The sequence below is a fragment of the Paraburkholderia sp. RL18-085-BIA-A genome, from assembly GCF_046027075.1.
Lineage (GTDB): Bacteria > Pseudomonadota > Gammaproteobacteria > Burkholderiales > Burkholderiaceae > Paraburkholderia.
Window position 1 is genome coordinate 68801 of sequence record NZ_JARESU010000020.1, and the last position, 20093, is coordinate 88893.

Sequence of the window (20093 nt, forward strand, 5' to 3'; positions counted from 1 at the left end):
GAGGCGTTCTCCCAAAAGGCGAATGGGACACTTGGGTGACGGTTCCACCCCGAGCCCGGACGCGACCACTCGTCACCGGCGTTGCGCCGTCCAAATCATCAGCTAGCGCGAGGGCTACGTCTTGGCAGTTGCAGACGTGCTCGCATCACCGTCCGTAAGAACGAGCGCCGTCTTCATCGAGCAGGGCAGGTTGTTCAAGGTGGCCACCACTTTTTGCAGTGCGTCGAGCGACACGCCGTCGACCTGCACAGTCAACATTTCGATCGACTCCGAGGGCTTGACCTGGACTCGCAAGGTCGTGATACGCGCACCGCAACTGCGTAGACCCTTCCACACCGCTACCACGTGCAGCGCGCCGGGACCAGCCGTTACAGTGAGATGGTGCGTTGTCATGAGAGCTAGTTCGCACTCCGCTTTGGGATGTCAGGAGAGGGTGCATTCATGCAGAGCGTAGCGCAATGCAGTGACGTTTTGAAGTGTCTGCGCAAGCCCGGCGATAGTCGTTTTCGGACACCCTGAAGCGTCTACATATCAGCGGCAGTGCTACGATTGAAAAACAGCCAGAGGAAGGAGGCGATATGGCAACATTTGCTATCGACGCCGTGCGTATCGATCCGCAGGACGGAAAAATTTCCCACGTGCGCCTTGGAACCGTCGATCCCGCCACGCGCGCCTGGCAGTCCCCGGCCACCATCGTCGAAGTCGGCGAGGTGATCGACATCATGCGGCGCGGCGACGACGTGTGGTCCCTCTTCACGCTAGGCGGCACGCGTTTCCTCGGGCCCAAGATTCGCCCGGTTCCGCACACCGATGGGCGCGACGGAATTGATACTGACGTTCCGGATGGACACATCGAGAAATGTATCGACGACCTGCCGCGGCTCTGAAACGCGAGCCCACGCGTGCCACGCCCCAAGGCGTGGCGAGGCCCCTGAATCCATGCGCGTGACAGGCGCCGCTATCCGATAGTCTGCACGCGCAGCGCGCGTCTTTCACGCTCGGCCACCGGATTTATCGTGCAACGCGACAAATGACCGCCGGCCCATCGCTGCTGAAGATCCCTAGCAAAGAATGGTGCTCGTCACCCAAGGCATGTTGTTAAGCCGCGTGACGATCAAATCCAGCGCCTCTCGTGGAGTCGGGCGCAGCGCTATCGTGACCTGCTCGAAGCCGTGCTCCGGAAGCGTCATGATGTTCACTTTCTCGATATTGCGGGAAAACGGCAGTAGCACCTGCCAGATAGCTGCAATGCGCGTCCCTTGAACACGCGCCCGCACAATAAGCCGGTGAGCGCTCGCTGAATGCATCAATGGCAATTTACCCCCCGTTTCGAACGGTCCACTATTCATACCACCCCTCCTGTTCTTTTGACTGACGCCCGCATGAAGTCGATCTTATTTTTCGGTCTCTCTTCTTTCTGATGAAATATGGACTATTCCGTGCAGTCTTTCTTTCACGGCCTGAGCATGTTTTCGATCAGCGCGAGAGAGATCCTGCCGGTCAAGCAGCATTTCAATGCGCCGGCGCCAATAGTCCGGATCGTTGATTACGGACGTGGAAGCAATGCCCTCGCCAGTTCTAGCCATTCGTTCGAGCGTGGCGATTATCGCTTCGATGTGCAACAGATCGCTCTTATAAGAACCGTCGATTCCCATCACACTCCCTATCTCCTGGTCCTTTTAAATGTCCGGGTCGCTGTTATTCCGGTTCGCGCCTGATACCACCAGTCCTCGTGGTTGAGGTTCCGAAGGAGCTGGCCGCGACGCCGTTCCCGGCGGTAGTGGCTTACGATCAAAGGCATTGCAACCAGCATTGCAACGCCGCTGATTGTCAGTCCCATCCATGTTTCGCTCATAGTGACCTCGTCTGATAAGAGTGTGACGTTATCGGGCGATTCTGGTCGTCAGTGACCCGCGCAACATCGTGTTCAATGAAGTCGCGCGGCGCATATCCGGTGAACGGGACGGCAATCGCACCCCTGCCCTCGCGCAGTTGAACTGGCGAGAAAATGGGTAGCGCGATGCGACCCTTGTCGATCCCGAATCACGCGATGCTGACGGCCTCTCCGGAAACGGCTGAATGACCTGGCAGCGTTTGTCTGGCCTATGCTGCCGAAGTGGCGACAGGCTGATTTCCTCGCGCTATGGCGACGGCTTGCGTGGCAGCCTTGTGGATCGTTTCATAGCCGACCCCACCCATTGATACCGCCGACTTCAACACGGTGACGGCCGCCTCGGAGCCCACGGGAGCATTCCTGGCGAAGCCGTCGACGAACTCTCGCAGTTTGAGTTGCTGCTGCTGGAATTGGGCATCGACGATTTTCAGAAGCTCGGCCTGCGTATGAGTCGCAATTTCGAGCGCCTGACGGCTATGCGCGAGCATTTTCTCCGCGACCGGCCGTGCGCTGTTGGCTTGATGAACCCATAGTTCGAGGGGCGTCTTGTCCGATAGCGCCACCTTTACGGCCGGTTCACTTTCGGCGAGCGCCGTCTTGACTATCTGCTGGTTCAATTGCACCAGTTGTTCGAAACCTTTGAAGGTTTCGCGGGCCACGGAAAACACGGTGGAAACGTTGCCACTGTGCGTCCAGCCAAATTGCTCAGTCATCGATGCGTACACCGTCAACTCCTTTAGTTATACAAATCAATTTATAGACGGTAGTATGAAAAAACCGATCCCGATCCCGATCCCGATCGCGGCGGCGAGAGCTGCTGTTCTATGCGAGGCTCCCGCTTCTGCAATGCAGCATTAGATGGTTCATTCTAACTTTGTTAAATATGCCTTTGGGGAGCTGGTTTGTAGGTGATTACCCTTGGTGCTGGCTATGCTTGAGGGTGTATTGCTTTTTGTCAGAATTAAGCAGGATTGTCTGATTCACCTGCTGATCAACGGGAACGGTAGGCCAGAGGCCGAATGTCGGGCGCTCGGGCTTTCCGGTATCAGGCGGTTGCCGCCAGCGTGCGCGGTTTTCGGCGGATAGTTGCTAGAGCGAGTTTTGGGCCTTCGACGGAAGGGTGCGGCCATCGTCCGGCAGCTGTCTCCTCTGACAATTACCGTGTCTATCAATGCCGCCAGTGACTCTGCCCCGGCTCGGTCTGAACGATATCTTTAACCTAGGCGGTGAGCCAAGTCCTTGAGATCTGGCGACAAACGTCTCGGGTCGCAAGGCCGGGACGGCCCGTATTCGGTGCCTTGAGGTTACTGGACCGGCGCGCCGTCTACACGCGTAACGGCGGAGCAGGCGGTCAAGGTGGAGCGACCTACAACCTGTTTAGCGCGGGATTGGATTCTTTCCTGCCGAAACGCACGGACGTCTACGCGATCGCGGTCTATGAGAAAACAAGCGGCATTGGCTCGCTGGGGCAGAGCGCTCTGGCCCAGATCATCGGCTTGACGCCATACACAACCGACAAACAGGTTTCATGCGCGTTGGCATCCGTCATAAATTCCGACGGAGAACGGGGTCGCTCACGCGTGCTGCGGATCGACCCGTGCATACACATCGACGCCGCCGTATGTGATAACGCCGTCGACGGATAAGAAGCGGCTTTGCACGACCTTGGCGCCGCCAATCGTGGCGGCGTCACGCCACGCCGCCACTTCACTACCCGATCAGAACTTGTGGATCATACCCACGCCGACAGCAACCTGGCTGCGCGACGACGACGGTGCGCCGTTCTGACCGTCACCGATGTCAGCGGTAGCGTTGATGATGCTGCGGCCGTTCGTGCCAATCGTCTGGCCGCTCGCGCGCTGATACGCTTCCAGCGCATACAGACCCGTGCGTTTGGACAGGCTGTAGTACTGCGAGAGATTGAACTGCTGGTAGCGAGCCGAGCTCGAGATGCCGTTCGACTCCGTTGCGCGGGTGTAGCTATAGCCGGCGGCCAGGTCCAGCGCCGTGATCGGCTTGAAGTGCAGCACCGTGCCAATCGTGTTCCAGATCGCCGTGTCGAGGAACTTCGAGTTGGTGCCCGGGATGTACTGCACGTTCGAGTACGCGAACGAGATGTCCCACTGCGAGTTGAACGCGTAGCCGCCCGTCACTGCGACGCGCTGCTGCGCCTGCGCCGAGATAAAGCCGTTGTTGATACCCGAAATGCCAGCCTGTGTGCCGTTGTTCGAGGTCGTGGAGTTAGCGCCCCAATCGCCGCCGCCCGGCGTCGAGTTGTTGATGCGCTGGAAGCCCGCCGCGATACCGAACGGACCATTCAGGTATTGCAATGCCGCGCTCCACGTCGAACCGGCGTTGAAGCTGCCCGGCACGCCGCCCAGCGAGTACGAGCCGCTAACCGTCAGACCGTGCAAGCTCGGCGACGTGTACACCAGCGAGTTGTTCGCCCGGTACAGCGTGTCCAGCGAGTCGATATCACCCGGGTGCGCGCCGTATGCGCCGGTCAGCCACGTGGTCGGGCTATATGGCGACAGCAGCGTGTAGTACGACGTGTACTGGCGGCCGGCCGTCAACGTACCGTAGGCAGCATTGGTCATACCGACATAAGCCTGGCGGTTGAACGCGAGACCCGTCACGCCTTGCGCGCCGGTCGCGCTGTTGAAGCCCTGCTCCAACTGGAAAATAGCCTTCGTACCACCGCCCAGATCTTCCGCGCCCTTCAAGCCGAAACGGCTGCCGGCCCAGACACCGTTGACCATCTTGACGACCGAGCGGCCGCCCGAGTTCGAACCCAACGCTGCCGAACTGCTTTGGTAGCCGATACCCGCATCGACGATGCCGTACAACGTCACGCTGCTCTGTGCATGCGCGCCCAGGGCGACCAACCCCAGGGCCGAGGTTACCAGTGCCTTTTTCATTGCTACTCCTGTGTGAATCTCTGTGAATGTGTTTTCTTGATCTCTGTCACTAGTGATCGCCCGGTAATCCAGCGCGCGGTGTGTGGCCGGCGAGCATGCCGGTGCCAATGCGCAAGGGGAACACAGAGTCGCGCTCAGTATTTGAGAACAGCCCGGAGTGTCGATTAAACGCAATATCGCGTCTTTCGGGGTTTATCCTAATTTGTACGATCTAGTTAGTTTGCTGTGATTTCGATCTGAGGGCGCGGACCATGGCGCATCGGATCGCTCGCATGCGCGATGCCTTAGAGCAAGCCGATGCGACGCTTCGATGGCAGAAGCCCGATTGGCCGGGGGATTTACGCTGTCGCGCCTTTCAAGTCAGTTTTTCGCGGCAGGTGCAATAGGCCGAGATATGCATCCGCCGTGGTGGGAAGCGGACGCCAACGACGGCTGACTGGCTCACGCGCGAGAAGTCCGTCAGCGGTCGAACGCGCACCATTTGCGAAGGACCTCTGTCTCATTTCAGACACACGCGCGCAGGCTCGCGTGGCGAAGCAGCTCGCGACGGCCGGTCCGCAAGCGTCGGCGGCGTTGCGTTGTTCGTGATCAGGCTGCCTCCACGAGCTGCTTGCGTTCGAGTTCGCGCGCGAGCGGCAAGACGCGCTTGCCGAAATATTCGACCTACTCGTTGAAGTGGAGAAAACCGGCCAGCACGAGATCCACGCCGACCGATTTCAATTCGACGATGCGCTCCGCGATCTGCTGCGGCGTGCCGATGAGGTTGGAGCGGAAATCGTCGTTGTAGTGCACCAGGTCTTCGAAGCTCGATTTGGCCCAGTTGCCTTCGCCCTCCGGGCGAAGCCCTGCCGGCCTGTTTGACGGCGTCGCCGAACGCACGCGCGGCCTCGACGTGCGCCTGCCTGAGGATGTCGTCGAGCACGGCCCGCGCCTCTTCTTCCGTATCGCGTGCGTTCGACTATGACCAGCGTTCGCGAAGACCACTCCAGTCAGCCGGAGACGGCGACCATTTTCAACTTCTTGCTCATTCCAATGGTTCTTCGGTAGAAGCAAAGTTAATCTGCAGTGCGACCTATTTAGTGAATGGCATGACATCGTCTCCGTCGGCGGTACGCTGTGTCATATCGGCGCATCGGCAAGCGCGATAGCTGGTCAGAATATTCTGCTCAGAAAATCAGTGCGCGCGACACCGACTGTTACCGCGAAGTGGGCGATGCTGGCAGCGGCTGTTCGTAGCGAAGAACGCAACGGGTTTCATCGAAGATCCCGATTCTGGGTGGATTTGCTTTAGGCGATTCACTATAAGCAATCCCCGAGCGCTTGCTTCTAACGATTCGTGCATTGCAAATGACGCGGCTTGCGAACGCTCGCAGCGGCGCCGTGAGCGCGGATCGATGCAGCACGAAAACCGGCGCGCTCCGGAAGAAACAAAAACTTCCGGTTGATCTCGCCGTAAGCGTGGACTACAAATCTATGCTGAGCGTCGTTGTGTCAGACAAGGAGAATCCCACCATGGGTATGCGTCCAGATCCCACGTTCCACGCGTCGCCGAAACTCGCGATGGATGCGCCGGCGGAAGATTACACGTACACGCTGCTGCTCAGCCCCGATTTCTCGCAGCCCGACGCGCTCGCCGTCGTCGACGTGAAGCCCGGCTCGCCGACCTACAGCAAAGTAGTTCATACGGTGCAGGTGCCGAACAAGGGCGACGAGTTCCACCATTTCGGATGGAATGCGTGCTCGTCGGCGTTATCGCCGCTAACCGGCCACGCCTTCCTCGAACGGCGCTACCTGATCATTCCGGGGATGCGCTCCTCGCGCATCTACATTGTCGATACGAAACCTCATCCGACCCAGGCGCGCATTCACAAGATCATCGAGCCCGAGGAAATCTTCCGCAAAACGGGCTACTCGCGTCCGCATACGGTCCATTGCGGGCCGGAGGGCATTTACGTCAGCACGCTGGGCGGCGGTGGGAAAGACGGCACCGACGGGCCGCCTGGAATCTTCATCATGGACTGCGAGACGTTCGACGTGCTCGGCCGCTGGGAGATCGACCGCGGTCCTCAGGAGAAGCACTACGATTTCTGGTGGAACCTGCCGCGCGACTACATGGTGTCGAGCGAATGGGCGTTGCCGCCGCAATTCGAAAACGGGATTGTCGCCGCGGATCTTCTGTCCAACAAGTACGGGCACCGTATCCACTTCTGGGACCTGCGGGCAAGGCGCAACGTGCAGACGATCGATCTCGGCGCGAATCACCAGATGGCGCTCGAAGTACGACCCGCGCACGACCCCCGCCGCGAGTACGGGTTCATCGGCGTGGTGGTCGACACGACCAATCTGGAAGGGTCGATCTGGACCTGGTGGCGCGAGGGTGGACAGTTCCACATCGAGAAGACGGCGACCATTGCGCCCGAGCCCGCAGCGGCGGAACAACTCCCAGCGTTGCTGCAGGGCTTCGGCGCGGTGCCGCCGCTCGTCACGGATATCGATCTCTCGCTCGACGACAGATTCCTGTACGTCGCCTGCTGGGGAACCGGCGAGATGCGGCAATACGACGTGACGGAGCCCCGCAAGCCGAAGCTGACGGGTTCGGTCCACGTGGGCGGGATCACTCGGCGCGCGCGTCATCCGAACGGTGAAGCCTTCGCGGGCGGCCCGCAGATGGTCGAGATCAGCCGCGACGGCAAGCGCGTCTATTGGACCAACTCGCTCTATTCGACCTGGGACAACCAGTTCTATCCAGCGGGGGTGCCCGCGGCGCAGGTCATGGCGCGGGCCGAACCCGGTGGCGGCCTCACGCTGGCCGACGACTTCTGGGTGAGCTTTCCGGAAGGCTACCGGGCTCATCAGATCAGGCTCGAAGGTGGCGATTGCTCGACCGATTCGTTCTGTTATCCGTCGGTGGGAATTTGATCGGGGAAGGCTGGTCGCGAATCGGCCTTTGGTTAGCGATCCTTGCGAGCGGTCTTTATCACGGGATCAACCCGGCGATGGGATGGCCGCTCGCCGTCTCGAACGGTTTGATTCAGCGGCGCGCGGGGGCGCTGCTCGCCGCGCTTCTGTATCTGGCGGCGGGGCACGTGCTGGCGATGTTCGTCGTGATGCTGCCGTTTGCGATGCTGGCGATCCTGCTCGAATGGCAGCGCGGGATACAGATCGGCGCGAGCGTGCTCGTCATTGGTTTCGGCGCGTATCTGCTGGTCTGGCGTCGCCATCCGCGTATGCTCGCGCGGATTCCGCCGTCGCGTCTCGCGCTGTGGTCGTTCACGATTGCTGTTGCGCACGGCGCGGGGCTGATGCTGGTGCCGATCTATCTCGGGCTGTGCCGCTCTTACGGAATGGATCACGCGCACCGGGCCGCGCAGGCCCTGATCGGTGACAACCTGCGCATGGCGTTGTTGGTCTCAGCTGTGCATGGCGCTGCGATGATCGGGGCGGGCGGCCTGCTCGCGTGGCTGGTCTATCGCTATCTGGGGCTCAAGTTCGTATCGCGAAGCTGGTTCAATCTGGATACGGTTTGGGCGTGCAGCCTCATCATGGTGGGCGCGATTTCGTTGGCGAATGCGGGGCTCGGCTGATCGTGTCCGTTCGCCGCCGAGCCGGTTCAGCGCAATTCGAGCCACATTGGCTGATGATCGGATGAGCGGCTGTGCGGGTCTACATCGCACGACATGATGCGCGGTTCGAGATCTTCCGTGACGAAAAGGAAATCGCATGCGAAGGGTCCGTCGGCCCATTGCTCATGATCGTACAGTCCGACGGTCGCCGCGCGCGGCTCGCCAGGATGCGCGCAGGTCCATGCATCGACAAACGCGGGGGCGTGCGCGATCGGTTCGAGCATCCGGCAATACGCCGCGTCCTCGAACGCGCTGTTGAAGTCGCCGCAGAGAACGGCGTTCGTCGGGCGACCCGTGTCGGCGAACGGGCTGTCCGGCTTTTCAGCGCTGGCGGGAAAGCGTGCGTGATCGCACGCTTCCCGATGCAACTCCCGCAGGCGCTCCACTTGCGCAAGCCGCTGCTTTTCCGAATAGAACTCCAGATGCGTGCTGATCACGCGGAGCGGGCCGATGTCGGTTTCGAGCACCGCTTCGAGCGCGACGCGCAGCATCGATGGTTTGGCGGGATCGGCGAGCCATGGAAGCGAATGGCGGAGTACCTGCCGGACCGGCAAGCGGGTCACGATGGCGTTGCCGAACTGTCGGCGATGCCGGCTGTCGCGCAGGGATGGAAGGTCGGAGCCGATCGCGTCGATCACGGTCATCCCGGGCAGCAAACAGCCAAGCTCGACGAATTGATCGGAAGATGGCGAGCCCTTCAGTCCGCCGGCCGCCGGCTCTTCATTGAAGCCGCGCGTCACTTCCTGCATGCACAACACGTCGAAGTCGCACAGGTCGCGCGCTTCCCGAACGATCCGGGTGAGGTCGACGTGGCCGTCTACGCCGCATCCCCATTGCACATTCCAGTCGACGAGTCTCATGATGTTCTCCTTGGAGAAGCACAATGTCAGTTTATCGCTGCGCCGTTGATGCGTTGCGGCGTAACCGGAACCGCTGTTTGGTACGAGGCTTGCGGCCCCCTCCTTGTCCGCGTCTCCGGTGCGTTTCGTTACGACGCGGCGTCCTCGAAATGCAGTCCGGTTCCCCCTCCGCACAGAGAACGACGCATGGCTTCACCCGGTGGTTTGGGTGCGTACTGCGCAGCGGCATTCACGAGGGTCTCGGGTAAATGCCTAGGTATAACCCTCTTATGCCGGTACCATGCTGCAACGCAACGTGCCAAATTTGTCCACGTGCCGGTTTGACCTGCCACCTTCGGGCGAAACCTGTCTTCTGTCGAAGCGCACTGAATGTGTACGTGCAGGAGGCTTATCAACTCGCCAGTTCATGGGTAAAGCTTGCCGAAGCGCTGCTCGACATACTGCGGAATGTTGACCGGCGTAACGACCACCACCGACGACGACGGGCCGACGGCGGAAGCAGGCAGCAGCTTATGGAAATGCATGATGTGGTGGCAGGCGGTTCGCATGTCTTGCCGAAGGTCATGATGCAGGACCGCACTGAGCTTCCCGTCGCGCAGCAGATGAACGTTGTCCCTGTCGAGGTCGTGTCCGATGAAGCATTCCGGCGTCTGGCCTATCGACTGCAGCGCGCGAAGTATCGCAACGTTGCCGCCGCCCATCGAATACACGGCTGCGATTTTCTTCCTTCGGCCCACGGCGCGTTTTACGCGCTTCTCGGTTTGCGTGTCGAGACCGTGACCACCGCTAGCATCGACGAGTTTCAGCTTTGGAAAACGTCGGCGTAATTCCTCGCGAAAACTGATTTCACGCTCCTCCTCGCCTTTGAAGCGCTCGTTGCTCATCGTAACGAGAACATTGCCCTCCGGACGCACGAGCCATTGGCCAATGAGGTACGCCGCCGTCGCCCCTGCCGTCCGGTTGTCGAGTCCCGCATAGGCGATCCGCCCGGACCGTGGAATGTCAGTGAAAATGGTAATGACAGGGATGCCGCGCTGCTGCAGTTCCGCAATAGCGTGCGAAATCTCGGGGACATCTCGCGCCTTCAGCAATATCCCGTGGCTGCCTCTGCGGCAGATCGCTTTCAACGCGTCCACGACCTCGGCGGTCGGCATGGTGTCCCGCATCAGAAAGCGCGGCCTGAACACCGCGGGGTGCAGACCCGGCAATTCCGACTCCAGGGCTTCGCGTATCTCGTCGGAAAACCTGGGCGGCGCCTCGACAACTACATCGACAACCAGCTTGCGTCCGCTGGTCGCCAACTGGAACTGCTGTTTCTCCAGTTCTTTGATCGCGTGCTGGACGCGCTGACGCGTGTGCTCGCGAACATGTTCCCGTCCGTTCAGCACCCGGTCGACCGTGGCTAGCCCAAGGCCTGCCTGGAGGGCGATTTCCTTCATCAGAAATCGATGAGCCACGGCTGGCGTTTCCCTGATTGATGTGTTTTTGAGGTGTTTATGGTACCGCAAGCGCCCGCTGGAGGACTATTGTCGATACCAGACAAGGAGGAGGCGCCATGAACAGCACCGACCAGCGCAACGATGCGCCGGCACGCCATGCGTATCGCGAGCAGGATTGTTCGCTGCGGGACTTTGTCGCCGTGCTGAAGGCCCAGCCGGAGGACGGCGATCTGAAGTTCGCTACCGACATATGCGAGCACGTGCCGATCTACGACTGCCGCGAGCTTCGCAATGACCTGGAAGCCCCATTGTGTCGCGCTGACCTGCAAGCCGAGTGGGCAAATGTATTGAATCGTGGGGCGGGCGTACTGGTGCTGAAGCGGGTTTATGCCGACACCACGCCCGTTGACGACGCTACAAAGGTCTTCGAATCGATCATCCGCGAAGAGCACGAAGCCGGTACGGCAGCCGCTGACCACTTCGCGAAAGCGGGCGCAAATGACCGGATCTGGAACGCGCAGGAGAAGCTGTGCCTGCGTGCTCCATTGGTGTTCGCCCGCTACTATTCGGGCGCGGCGATTCTCGCCATGGCCGAGGCGTGGCTCGGTCCTCGCTTTCAGGTCACGTCGCAGGTCAATGTCGTGCGTCCCGGTGGCCAGGCGCAGCAGGCGCATCGCGACTACCATCTCGGCTTTCAGACCGTAGCGGAAGCCGAACGTTACCCAGCCCATGTGCACACGATGTCGGCCTTTCTCACGCTACAAGGCGCGATCGCGCATAGCGACATGCCGGTGGAAAGCGGGCCAACCAAGCTTCTGCCTTTCTCGCAACGATATGCCGAAGGCTACCTTGCGTGGCGTCGCCAGGACTTTCGCGATTACTTCGAGACGCACTTCGTGCAATTGCCGCTCGAGAAAGGCGATGCGCTTTTCTTCAATCCGGCGCTCTTTCATGCAGCCGGTTCGAACCGGACGGCGTCAGTGCAGCGCATGGCGAATCTTCTGCAGATTTCATCGGCCTATGGCCGCGCAATGGAGTCGTTGAACCGCGCGAGGATGTGCGAGGCGCTGTACCCGGTCCTGCTGGAGTGCCTTGGAGCATCGGACATGACAAGAGCTGAAGCGGACGCTGTGGTTGCTTCGTGCGCGGAGGGCTACCCCTTTCCGACGAACCTCGACCGAGACCCGCCGCTCGGCGGCCTTGCGCCGGAGAGCCAACAGGGCTTGTTCTCGCGCGCGCTCGATGAATCGTGGCCCGTCGCCAGATTTCGCGCTGCAATCCGCGAACAGGTCTCGCGCCGCGAAGCCTAGATGCTGCGAGCAGACCGTCGCCTGACGGTTCGCTTCCGATGGGCGGAAAGAAGGTTCATCACCGGAACAAGTTCGAGGCGGTTCGGGAGAAAGGTTCATTTGTACGGCGAGTACTCCAGGAATCGCGCAGACGGTTCCGTCATCACGGTACACAAGAATCTTTGGGCGGTGACCTATGACGCGGATCGCTGGGGAATCAAGCAACGGTCCTATTGAGGTAACGAGTAATGGCTCGGCGGCTATCGCATGAGTAGTTCGCCGTTTGTTTCTGACTCCTGGGATCGAATGATATGTCGCCGAACGCCTCAACCGCCGGCCGGCGATATGGCCGGGCCGTGCGTTTCTTTTCTAGAAGTGGGTGTATCGAGCGATGGTTGACGAGTAGCACTCAGCACTTTGTCGCGCTATGGCCCGAAACCCTCCTTTGAAAATAGTCGGATCGGCCTTCTGAACGTATTCACTGATTGTGCGTTTTTGCCGACTCGTGTGACGCATTCCAATGGGGGATGACCGCTGCGCTGCTGTTGCCCCGTGGCCAAAAGATCGCAACAGGCCTCTATGACGCGCGTGCAACGCACCCACGCCGCCAGTCCAACTGCCCGGCGTGGGCGCGCACGAACGCATGGGCGATTACTGCGCGACCGGTTGGGTCACGTCGGTGCCGAACCAATGCACGGATATCTTTTTCAGCGTACCGTCCTGCTTCAGTTCGGTCAGCGCATCATTGATCGCTTTCGCAAACTTGGGATTGTTCTGGCGGAACGGGATGCCCATTTCCTGATCCGCTCCCTTGAGCACGGCCCCCGGACGAAGCGGCAACTGTGAGGTCTTGATCATATACGGCAACATCAGCCGGTCGTCGATCGTCGCGTCAATACGTTTGCTTGAGAGATCGCGCAGCTTTTCGGGCGCGCCTGGGTAGGTCTGCACGTTAATGCCCGGGACCGCTCGTGCCATCTGGTCATAGTTGGTGCCGAGCGTCACGCCCAGTTTCTTGTCGCCCTTGAACTCATCTAGCGACTTGAACTCGCGCTTGTCGTCTACCCGCTGGATCAATTGCGCAGCCGAGTACGTGTATGGCTGGCTGAAGTCGAGCGCCTGTTTGCGTTGCGGTGTGATGGTGACCTGGTTGACGATCACGTCGAATTTCCCGGCCTGAAGCGCCGCGATGATGCCGCTCCACTCAGTGGGAATGAATTGCGGCTTCACGCCGAGCTTGGCTGCAACAGCCTTCGCGACGTCGACGTCGAAACCTTCGAGTTCACCTGCGCTGTTGCGGGAATCGAACGGAGGGTAGGTGCCCTCCAGGCCAATCTTGAGTACTCCAGCCTGCTTGACGCTGTCCAACAGATCTTCGGCATGCGCGGCAACAGAAGTCAAGCCAATGGCCGATAAGGCAAACACATTTACGAGCAGGAGCTTCGACAATTTCATTAGATGTCTCCTCTTTGATTGAGTTTCGGGTTGCGCAATCATTCCACTACCAGGGAAACGATTTCGGTCCTTCGTGAAGGCTGGTTAACCCGGTCAGTAGTCTCCATGATGATCAACAACCACCAGTGCTGCTTTGCGAAAAAAATACGACGATTCGCAGGGCTCATCGTAGCACTCGCGGTGTCGTCTGAAGACCATTTCAAAAATCGTGGCTGCCGGAACAGTACGCGCCATTCGTGCTCGCGTTTTCACACTTTGATCGGTTCCGCGAAAACGATTCCACAAACGCTTCTTTGCCCTTCGCCGCGTGGATGGCTAGATTCAAATAACGATGAATCGAATCGATGGAGGCCGCATGTTGGCAAATTTACCGCTGGCTATCTGGGACGGACTTCGGCACACGCGTACTTTTCTTGTGGATCGGATAGCGCGAGGACGCGAGCCGTCCGCGCACTCGCCGCAAGGCGGGCCGCCGCCACAATGCGCATGCAATTCGCCCGAGAGGCTTGAACGCATTGCGGCCTACGCGCAATCCGGCTACTTTCACATGGAATACCCTGCCGGCATGTTCGTGGTGCCGCTCGATATTCCGTCCGACTGACGCTCGGGTGATGGGTAGAGGGGCGGTCACGCAAGCAGGCAATCGTTCTGACGCGCGCACCCCACGCCCGAGAGACCAACCTGATGCCGCGACGCGTCGCGTGCCGCGGCTGTGTGCAATGGAGATTCCGATGACCGAACCCAGTGAACAGAAACACGAGCCTAGGCATATTGCGTGGATAGCCGGTGTCGGCGCGAGCGCCGGCCTGGGCGCCGCGCTCGCGCGTCGCTTCGCGCGCGAGGGGTTGACCGTTGCCGTGACGGGACGCTCGCGCGAGCGGCTCGACGCGCTGGCCGATGAAATTCGCGGCGCTGGCGGTCATGCGCTCGCGTTGCCCGGCGATGTCACCAGTGAAAGCGATCTCGCCGCGATCACACGGCAACTGACCGGCATAGGCACACTCGAAGTTGCCATCTTCAATGCCGCCGCCGCGACTCGCGCGCCGACGCTCGAACTCACCGCCGAACAGTTTGAAGCCGCGTGGCGTGTCACGACGCTCGGCGGCTTCCTGTTCGCCCGGGCGGCTTTGCAGCCGCTGCTGGCGAGCGGGCGTGGCTCATTGATCTTCACCGGCGCCACTGCGTCGCTGCGGGGGCGTCCGCCTTTTGCGGCATTCGCGTCGGCGAAAGCTGGTTTGCGTTCTCTTACGCAGAGCCTTGCGCGCGAATTCGGGCCGCGCAATATCCATGTTGCGCATGTCGTGGTCGACGGCGGGATCGACGGCGAGCGTCTGCGCACGTCCGCGCCGCAACGTGTTGCCGAGCGGGGACCAGAGGGCTTGCTGAATCCCGACGATATCGCCGACGCTTATTGGTATCTGCATCGGCAGGGCCATAGTGCGTGGTCGCAGGAAATCGATCTGCGCCCCTTCAATGAATCTTTCTAACGTGACGAGGACTTGAACAAAAGATTGCCGATACGTTCTATCGCGCAGGTCTTTTGCCTGCGCCGGTCGATACTGGCTCGGCGCAACGCTGGAACTTCAGCCCGAAGCGGGCTGAAGCCGCGCTCACGTCGACTACCGCTTCCGGTGGATAGGACGGCAGCAGCAGGCTAGTCATCGTGCGCGGTCCAATTTTCAAATATAGGCATGTGGGGCTCGTTGGCGCCCAACGAGCCCCACGCTGCCGTGCGATCATTCCGGACATGGCGTTGAACCCGGAGATCATGATGACCAGCAAATGGTTTTCGCAGTTTTCCAGCTACCTTTCCACGATGACCGGCAGGCCGGCCACCTTCGTTCTTGCGGCCGCTCTCGTGCTGATCTGGGCGATCACCGGCCCGTTTTTCCATTACAGCGACACGTGGCAACTCGTGATCAATACGTCGACCACGATCGTCACGTTCCTGATGGTCTTCCTGATTCAGAACACGCAAAACCGCGACACGGCCGCGATGCAGATCAAGCTCGATGAGCTGATCCGCGCGATCGAGGGTGCGCACAACGCGCTACTCGATCTCGAAGAGCTCGAAGAGAAAGACCTGAACCGTTTTCGCAAACACTACGAGAAATTAGCGGAAGATGCGCGGACGGCGCTGCGCGCTGGCGGCAGCGATACCGATTCGCCGTTTGTCGATAGTCGCAATGAAGGCGGCTAGAGCGTGCCAGCTTTCCCAACATCGCGACGAATGCAGTAATCAACTACCGATCGAAACATACAACAGCACCATCGGCGCTTTCGATCCACCCGGGGTCGGCGCGCGCAGCGGTACGCCGTACGTGCAGCGAAAGTCGACGAATCGCGACCACTGGAAGCGCACCCCCGCGCCGACGCTGGCGAGTGAACCGCTACTGGTTTCCGCGGGCTGATCGATGCGATTCCACACATGCCCGGCATCGAAAAAAGCAAAAGCTTGAACGATCGCACTGCTTGCACCGAACGGCAGTCCGGGCGCACGCAATTCGGTCTGCACGTTCCAGCCGCGATCGCCGAGCGCGATGTACGGCGTGTACCCTCGCACGCTGGACTCTCCGCCGAGTCCCATTTCCTCGCTGGGCAACAATGTGTTCGGTGTCCACTGGAACGCGCCGCTTGCGCTCAGCGTGAAGCCGCCGCCGAGGGCGAGCGTGCGCAGCGCGGCCAGTTGCAGATACATGTAACGGGGCGTCGCCCCTTGTCGCGCGGCGTTGAACGCGGCTTCGTTGTTCGCGCTATCCAGTGCCCCCGGACTGCCGACGAGCGTCGCCGATGCGTGCGCGGCTCCCGCATCGGTCGGCTTGCTGACGTTGTAAGTCAACAGGAATTGATGCACGTGGGTATTCGAGTTAAACACCTGAAAGCCGCCGAATTCCAGATCGTTGTTGCTGCGCTTGAAGTCGTAGCCGAACTGGATCTGCTGCGCCGTGTCGGTCGTGCTCGGCAGACGCCAGTCGTAGCGCACACTCATCTGCGCGGAGATACCTGTTTGCCCATAACTCTCGGGCAGCCGTGGCGTGCTTTGCGCATAGACCCCGAACAGTTCGATACTGTCGCCCCACGGTAATGGCGCGACGTAGTTCAGCGCATGCGCGGTGAAGCGCGCGCGATCAGGCCGCCCTTCGATGTCCGGATTGCCGCTGAAGAAGTCGTTGCTCGCGGTGAACTGATATGCGATCTGCTGGTCGAGTCCGAACAGGTTGCCGTAGCCGATGCCCGCGAAGAAGCGATCGCGGCCGAGCTCGGGCACGCCGGCGTTGTCGTAACCGGCGTTCACGCGCAGCGGCAAGCGATCTTCCGTCTGCAATATCACGTCGGTCGAGTTCGCCGCATCGCCGGGTGCAAAGACCGCGTCCACCCGCCGATACGGATTCGCGTTGAGCACGGTCAGTCCCGACGACACCGCCGATTGCAGGATCGCGCCGCCGGGTTCGAGCGGCATTTCGCGTTCGAGCAACGCGTCGGAAAAGTAGTGGTTGCCGCGAGTGCGAACCTGGCCCAGCCGGAATTCGGCGACCGCGATATGCACGACACCCGAGCTCACGTCCTGCTCGGGCACATAGACATCCACCAGCGGTTTGCCCGCCGCGCGATAACGCTCGACTACCGCGCGGCGGATCTCGGCGAGACGCGCGAAGCTCAGCGGCTTGCCGAGATCCGCGTCGAAGGTGTTTAGAAATTGGGCGTCGAGTACGGGCAGATCGGTGGCGGCAATGCGTTGCGGCGGCGCTAGCGCCGCTGACGCATTGGTACCCGCAGGTTCAAAGATCAGCCCTTCGAGCCTGCCAACGGCGATCTGTGCAGGTTGCGTGTCGGCTTCGGGAGACTGCTGGGGCGGCGCGCTGCGAGGCGTCGTCGGGGCAGGCTGCGGCGCGAGGTCCCGCCACGCCTGCGCCGATGCCGGAGAACACTGAACGGCGGCTGCAATGCCTAGCGCGATCAATGCACGACGCAAAGGCCCGAACACGCGTCGCGTTACGCGCGCCGTTTCGGCGCTGGAAGAGCCGACTCGCCTAGTGCGCAAGCTGCCAGCGCAGCACGGGGTGGGTGGCGCCGGTCGGCATCGCCCATACGCCATTCGGACCCAGGTCGTAACCGGCAAAGCTGGCGGGTTCGCTCATCTGCGCGGTGGTGAGCCCGTTCGACAGCGGCAGCGCCCCGCCGCTCAAAGCCTGCCCCGTGGTTTCCGTGTTCCAGTAATCATCGGGCGCGAGGGTGCCGGAACCGAAGGCGATCACGCCGTGGGTCGCCATCAAGCGAGTCTGAACCGCGCCCGTAGCGAACGACTGGCTGATCGTCCCATCGTTGATGCCGGCCAGCCCGCCGCCGAAGCCTGTTGAATAGGTCGGGCTGACGTTCCCGGTCGCATATGATTGCGTGATCGAACCCAGGTTGTAGCCCACGAGTCCGCCGTTCGCGTCCGAACCCGATACCGCGGCGCTGCTCCACGAGCGCTCGACGGTGCCCGCGTTGCGCCCCACCAGGCCGCCGAACGTGGTGCCTTCCTGCGTCGATTCCGCGGCCACGCCTGTCGTGTGAGCAGATGTGATCAAGCCCTGGTTGACGCCGGCCAGAATGCCGCTGCCGAGAAAGCTGGTGCTGACCGAACCATTCTCCACGCCCACATCACGCAGCACGCCCGCCTGTCCGACCACACCGAACAAACCGGCCGAATAGTCGTGACTGAAATCGGCGATCTGGACCGTGGCGTTGAGCACGCTATGCCACATGCCGTCGAACTGGCCCGTGAAGGGCGTCGCATGGTTGCCGATCGGCGCGAGCATGACGCCCGCCGCGTCGACATCCTTGCCGAGCGCGTAGTTGCCCGCCAGATCCTGCGAAATGTTTTCCAGGTCGTTGACGCTGTTGATCAACTTATAAGCTGTGATCTGCGTGATCTGGCCACTGCCCGGCGCGCTGGTCCACGCCGAATTGGCGAGCACCGTGCCCGCGCTGTAAGTCCCGTTCATGTCGTACAACGCATCGACGATCCCGGTGCTGCGCGACCAGTCGACGACGCCGTGGTTGACGACCCCACCACCGTTATCGAGGCTCGCGGCATCCGCGCGCAACGTCAGGTTGCCGCTGCCTCGATTGCCGATGGTTGCGCCTTGTCTGACTGTCAGCGTGTGATAGGCCGCGAGGGTCAACGACGCGTTTCCTTGCCAGGTGATCCCCGAATTCACGTTGAGGTCGCCGCTGTTGCCGCTCGCTCCCGTCGTTTGCACATCGACCGACGTGCCGTTGCCGAGGCCCGTCGAAAGCGCGCGTGCCGCCTTGCCGTCGACCGTGAAGCCCGCTGTCGAGATGTTCCATTGGCCGGCCTTCACGGACGTGCCGCCCGCGGGGAAGGTGACCTTGTCCGCGCTCATGTCGACGGTGCCGCCTGTCGCCTCGATCGAGCCGCCGGGCCGTACCTGGCCATGCCCGGCAACCAGCCAGACGTGGCCGTCGCGCGTGGCCGTGCCGGTTGCACGTAAGGCCTCGTGATTGCCGGCGAGCGCATAGATATTGCCGTCCATCGCTTGCAGGTTGACCTGCGCGGCTTGAATCAAGCCGTTATTCAACAGCATTCCGCCCGTGCCCGCCTGAACGAACACCTGCTTGCCCGACGAGGAATCCTGCAGCAACACCTGCTGCGCGACGGCCAGTTCCGCCGTGCCGTTGGGCGCACTGACGGTGCCCGCGTTGACCACGTCGCTTCGCGCGATGAGGAAGACGTCACCGCCGCTCGACGCGATCGTGCCGAGATTGACGATGCCCGCATTGGAATTGCCGAACAGTGTCAGCGGTCCGCCGTTCATGAAGGCGGTGCTGTCCACGTCGAGCGTCGACGCGACAAAGCGTCCATTGGTGGAGATGACACCCTTCGGTCCGACAAGGACGCCTTGCGGGTTGATCAGGTAGACGCTGCCGCTTGCGGTGAGCGTGCCGAGAATCGCCGACGGCGAGCCGCCCGTCACGCGATTGAGCGTGGCGCCGTTGTTGTTGGCGAATACGACGTGGTTATTTCCGCCGATCGAAAAGCTGTCCCAGTCGACCACGCCGCGGCCGGAGGTCTGGTTGATCGTCAAGGTGGCGCCGCTGCCGCCGATCGACCCGGTTCCGCCGACGAAGTGTCCGCCGGCCGGCAATGGTCCGGCCGCTCGCGCATGCAATGGCGTGACGCAGCAAAGGACAGCGGCGGCAACGGGAAGCAGCGCGACGAGCGCGTTGCGGCGACGTACATCAGGTCCAGCATCAGATACCGGCGGAACATGGTTCATCATGTCTCCTTGTCGCCTGTAGATGGTGTCGCTTGCCACGCTGGACGTGCAAGGACCGGCGCTTTCTGGTTGCCGTTCGCGCTGATTCAACCGGCCGCACGTTGACGGCATTATCTCCGACGAATCCCAACCTCGCAGGGCGCGATGCGGCTCCAATATCAACGTTTTCGGCCTAAACATCTGCGCAATGGGACATGCGTTGGCGTCATGGTCGGGCCTTGGGGAAAGCCCGCAGCCGTTCGGCAATTGCCGGCGTTATCGTTCATGGGACGCAGCGGCACATTCGCTGGGCCGATGTCTGCGGAGCCAGGCATATCGGCGCAAGCGTAAG

Annotated in this window: 17 protein-coding genes and 2 pseudogenes; 8 read left to right on the top strand and 11 right to left on the bottom strand. The window is 61.1% G+C overall.

Annotation, left to right across the window (positions count from 1 at the left end; translation table 11 throughout):
• Positions 1–114 precede the first annotated feature (114 nt).
• Complete coding sequence (locus tag P0D89_RS16400) at positions 115–393, bottom strand: hypothetical protein (protein ID WP_408359002.1); 279 nt, start codon at positions 391–393, stop codon at positions 115–117.
• Positions 394–578: 185 nt separating this feature from the next.
• On the opposite strand from P0D89_RS16400, the gene P0D89_RS16405 reads away from it, so the two are divergent.
• The gene (locus P0D89_RS16405; RefSeq protein ID WP_408359000.1) at positions 579–887 is read left to right on the top strand and encodes a hypothetical protein; all 309 of its coding nucleotides are present in this window, start codon (positions 579–581) and stop codon (positions 885–887) included.
• 174 nt (positions 888–1061) lie between these two features.
• On the opposite strand, the gene P0D89_RS16410 is transcribed toward P0D89_RS16405, so the two are convergent.
• From P0D89_RS16410 to P0D89_RS16430, 5 genes and pseudogenes are all read right to left on the bottom strand, one after another.
• Positions 1062–1349, bottom strand: a complete 288-nt coding sequence (locus P0D89_RS16410; protein WP_408358998.1) for a hypothetical protein — start codon at positions 1347–1349, stop codon at positions 1062–1064.
• A 45-nt stretch (positions 1350–1394) separates the two neighbouring features.
• Positions 1395–1658, bottom strand: a complete 264-nt coding sequence (locus P0D89_RS16415) for a hypothetical protein (protein ID WP_408358996.1) — start codon at positions 1656–1658, stop codon at positions 1395–1397.
• 445 nt (positions 1659–2103) lie between these two features.
• Entirely contained in the window at positions 2104–2607 is a 504-nt protein-coding gene (gene phaP / locus P0D89_RS16420; RefSeq protein ID WP_408358994.1) for a TIGR01841 family phasin, read from the bottom strand.
• 1005 nt (positions 2608–3612) lie between these two features.
• Positions 3613–4812, bottom strand: coding sequence for a porin (locus P0D89_RS16425; protein ID WP_408358992.1), 1200 nt, complete (start codon positions 4810–4812; stop codon positions 3613–3615).
• Positions 4813–5400: 588 nt separating this feature from the next.
• A pseudogene (locus tag P0D89_RS16430) lies at positions 5401–5764 on the bottom strand (dimethylsulfone monooxygenase SfnG); the annotation flags it as partial.
• 560 nt (positions 5765–6324) lie between these two features.
• Here P0D89_RS16430 and P0D89_RS16435 point away from each other — a divergent pair.
• Both P0D89_RS16435 and P0D89_RS16440 read left to right on the top strand, forming a co-directional pair.
• Entirely contained in the window at positions 6325–7731 is a 1407-nt protein-coding gene (locus P0D89_RS16435) for a selenium-binding protein SBP56-related protein (RefSeq protein WP_408358990.1), read from the top strand.
• Positions 7728–8396, top strand: a complete 669-nt coding sequence (locus P0D89_RS16440; protein ID WP_408358988.1) for a hypothetical protein — start codon at positions 7728–7730, stop codon at positions 8394–8396. The genes P0D89_RS16435 and P0D89_RS16440 overlap by 4 nt, the downstream gene beginning before the upstream one ends.
• Positions 8397–8422: 26 nt before the next feature.
• On the opposite strand, the gene P0D89_RS16445 is transcribed toward P0D89_RS16440, so the two are convergent.
• Together P0D89_RS16445 and P0D89_RS16450 are read right to left on the bottom strand one after the other, a co-directional pair.
• The gene (locus tag P0D89_RS16445; protein WP_408376915.1) at positions 8423–9295 is read right to left on the bottom strand and encodes an endonuclease/exonuclease/phosphatase family protein; all 873 of its coding nucleotides are present in this window, start codon (positions 9293–9295) and stop codon (positions 8423–8425) included.
• A 404-nt stretch (positions 9296–9699) separates the two neighbouring features.
• Positions 9700–10752: a LacI family DNA-binding transcriptional regulator gene (locus tag P0D89_RS16450; RefSeq protein ID WP_408358984.1), complete on the bottom strand. Its 1053-nt coding sequence runs from the start codon at positions 10750–10752 to the stop codon at positions 9700–9702.
• Between the two features lie 98 nt (positions 10753–10850).
• On the opposite strand from P0D89_RS16450, the gene P0D89_RS16455 reads away from it, so the two are divergent.
• The gene (locus P0D89_RS16455; protein WP_408358982.1) at positions 10851–12044 is read left to right on the top strand and encodes a phytanoyl-CoA dioxygenase family protein; all 1194 of its coding nucleotides are present in this window, start codon (positions 10851–10853) and stop codon (positions 12042–12044) included.
• A gap of 630 nt (positions 12045–12674) precedes the next feature.
• Here P0D89_RS16455 and P0D89_RS16460 read toward each other — a convergent pair.
• Complete coding sequence (locus tag P0D89_RS16460; RefSeq protein WP_408358980.1) at positions 12675–13478, bottom strand: transporter substrate-binding domain-containing protein; 804 nt, start codon at positions 13476–13478, stop codon at positions 12675–12677.
• Positions 13479–13833: 355 nt separating this feature from the next.
• Between P0D89_RS16460 and P0D89_RS16465 the strand changes: the two genes are divergently transcribed.
• The 4 genes and pseudogenes from P0D89_RS16465 (at position 13834) to P0D89_RS16480 (ending at position 15678) form a co-directional block, all read left to right on the top strand.
• Positions 13834–14079 (top strand): hypothetical protein, encoded by a 246-nt coding sequence (locus P0D89_RS16465; protein ID WP_408358978.1) that lies wholly within the window; start codon positions 13834–13836, stop codon positions 14077–14079.
• Between the two features lie 130 nt (positions 14080–14209).
• Positions 14210–14965: an SDR family NAD(P)-dependent oxidoreductase gene (locus P0D89_RS16470; protein WP_408358976.1), complete on the top strand. Its 756-nt coding sequence runs from the start codon at positions 14210–14212 to the stop codon at positions 14963–14965.
• A gap of 8 nt (positions 14966–14973) precedes the next feature.
• Positions 14974–15117, top strand: a pseudogene (locus P0D89_RS16475) (aliphatic sulfonate ABC transporter substrate-binding protein); the annotation flags it as partial.
• A gap of 129 nt (positions 15118–15246) precedes the next feature.
• The gene (locus tag P0D89_RS16480) at positions 15247–15678 is read left to right on the top strand and encodes a low affinity iron permease family protein (RefSeq protein WP_408358974.1); all 432 of its coding nucleotides are present in this window, start codon (positions 15247–15249) and stop codon (positions 15676–15678) included.
• Between the two features lie 39 nt (positions 15679–15717).
• Here the strand turns inward: P0D89_RS16480 and P0D89_RS16485 are convergent, their stop codons facing one another.
• Together P0D89_RS16485 and P0D89_RS16490 are read right to left on the bottom strand one after the other, a co-directional pair.
• Positions 15718–17463, bottom strand: a complete 1746-nt coding sequence (locus tag P0D89_RS16485; RefSeq protein WP_408358972.1) for a ShlB/FhaC/HecB family hemolysin secretion/activation protein — start codon at positions 17461–17463, stop codon at positions 15718–15720.
• A gap of 46 nt (positions 17464–17509) precedes the next feature.
• On the bottom strand, positions 17510–19765 hold the full coding sequence (locus P0D89_RS16490) for a two-partner secretion domain-containing protein (protein WP_408376916.1): 2256 nt from the start codon (positions 19763–19765) through the stop codon (positions 17510–17512).
• Between the last annotated feature and the right edge of the window lie 328 nt (positions 19766–20093).

Bases quoted from the DNA above. Each gene is read 5' to 3' on its own strand.
- P0D89_RS16400 (WP_408359002.1), bottom strand. From the start codon at position 393: ATGACAACGCACCATCTCACTGTAACGGCTGGTCCCGGCGCGCTGCAC.
- P0D89_RS16405 (WP_408359000.1), top strand. From the start codon at position 579: ATGGCAACATTTGCTATCGACGCCGTGCGTATCGATCCGCAGGACGGA.
- P0D89_RS16410 (WP_408358998.1), bottom strand. From the start codon at position 1,349: ATGAATAGTGGACCGTTCGAAACGGGGGGTAAATTGCCATTGATGCAT.
- phaP (WP_408358994.1), bottom strand. From the start codon at position 2,607: ATGACTGAGCAATTTGGCTGGACGCACAGTGGCAACGTTTCCACCGTG.
- P0D89_RS16425 (WP_408358992.1), bottom strand. From the start codon at position 4,812: ATGAAAAAGGCACTGGTAACCTCGGCCCTGGGGTTGGTCGCCCTGGGC.
- P0D89_RS16435 (WP_408358990.1), top strand. From the start codon at position 6,325: ATGGGTATGCGTCCAGATCCCACGTTCCACGCGTCGCCGAAACTCGCG.
- P0D89_RS16445 (WP_408376915.1), bottom strand. From the start codon at position 9,295: ATGAGACTCGTCGACTGGAATGTGCAATGGGGATGCGGCGTAGACGGC.
- P0D89_RS16455 (WP_408358982.1), top strand. From the start codon at position 10,851: ATGAACAGCACCGACCAGCGCAACGATGCGCCGGCACGCCATGCGTAT.
- P0D89_RS16460 (WP_408358980.1), bottom strand. From the start codon at position 13,478: ATGAAATTGTCGAAGCTCCTGCTCGTAAATGTGTTTGCCTTATCGGCC.
- P0D89_RS16465 (WP_408358978.1), top strand. From the start codon at position 13,834: ATGTTGGCAAATTTACCGCTGGCTATCTGGGACGGACTTCGGCACACG.
- P0D89_RS16470 (WP_408358976.1), top strand. From the start codon at position 14,210: ATGACCGAACCCAGTGAACAGAAACACGAGCCTAGGCATATTGCGTGG.
- P0D89_RS16480 (WP_408358974.1), top strand. From the start codon at position 15,247: ATGATGACCAGCAAATGGTTTTCGCAGTTTTCCAGCTACCTTTCCACG.
- P0D89_RS16490 (WP_408376916.1), bottom strand. From the start codon at position 19,765: ATGATGAACCATGTTCCGCCGGTATCTGATGCTGGACCTGATGTACGT.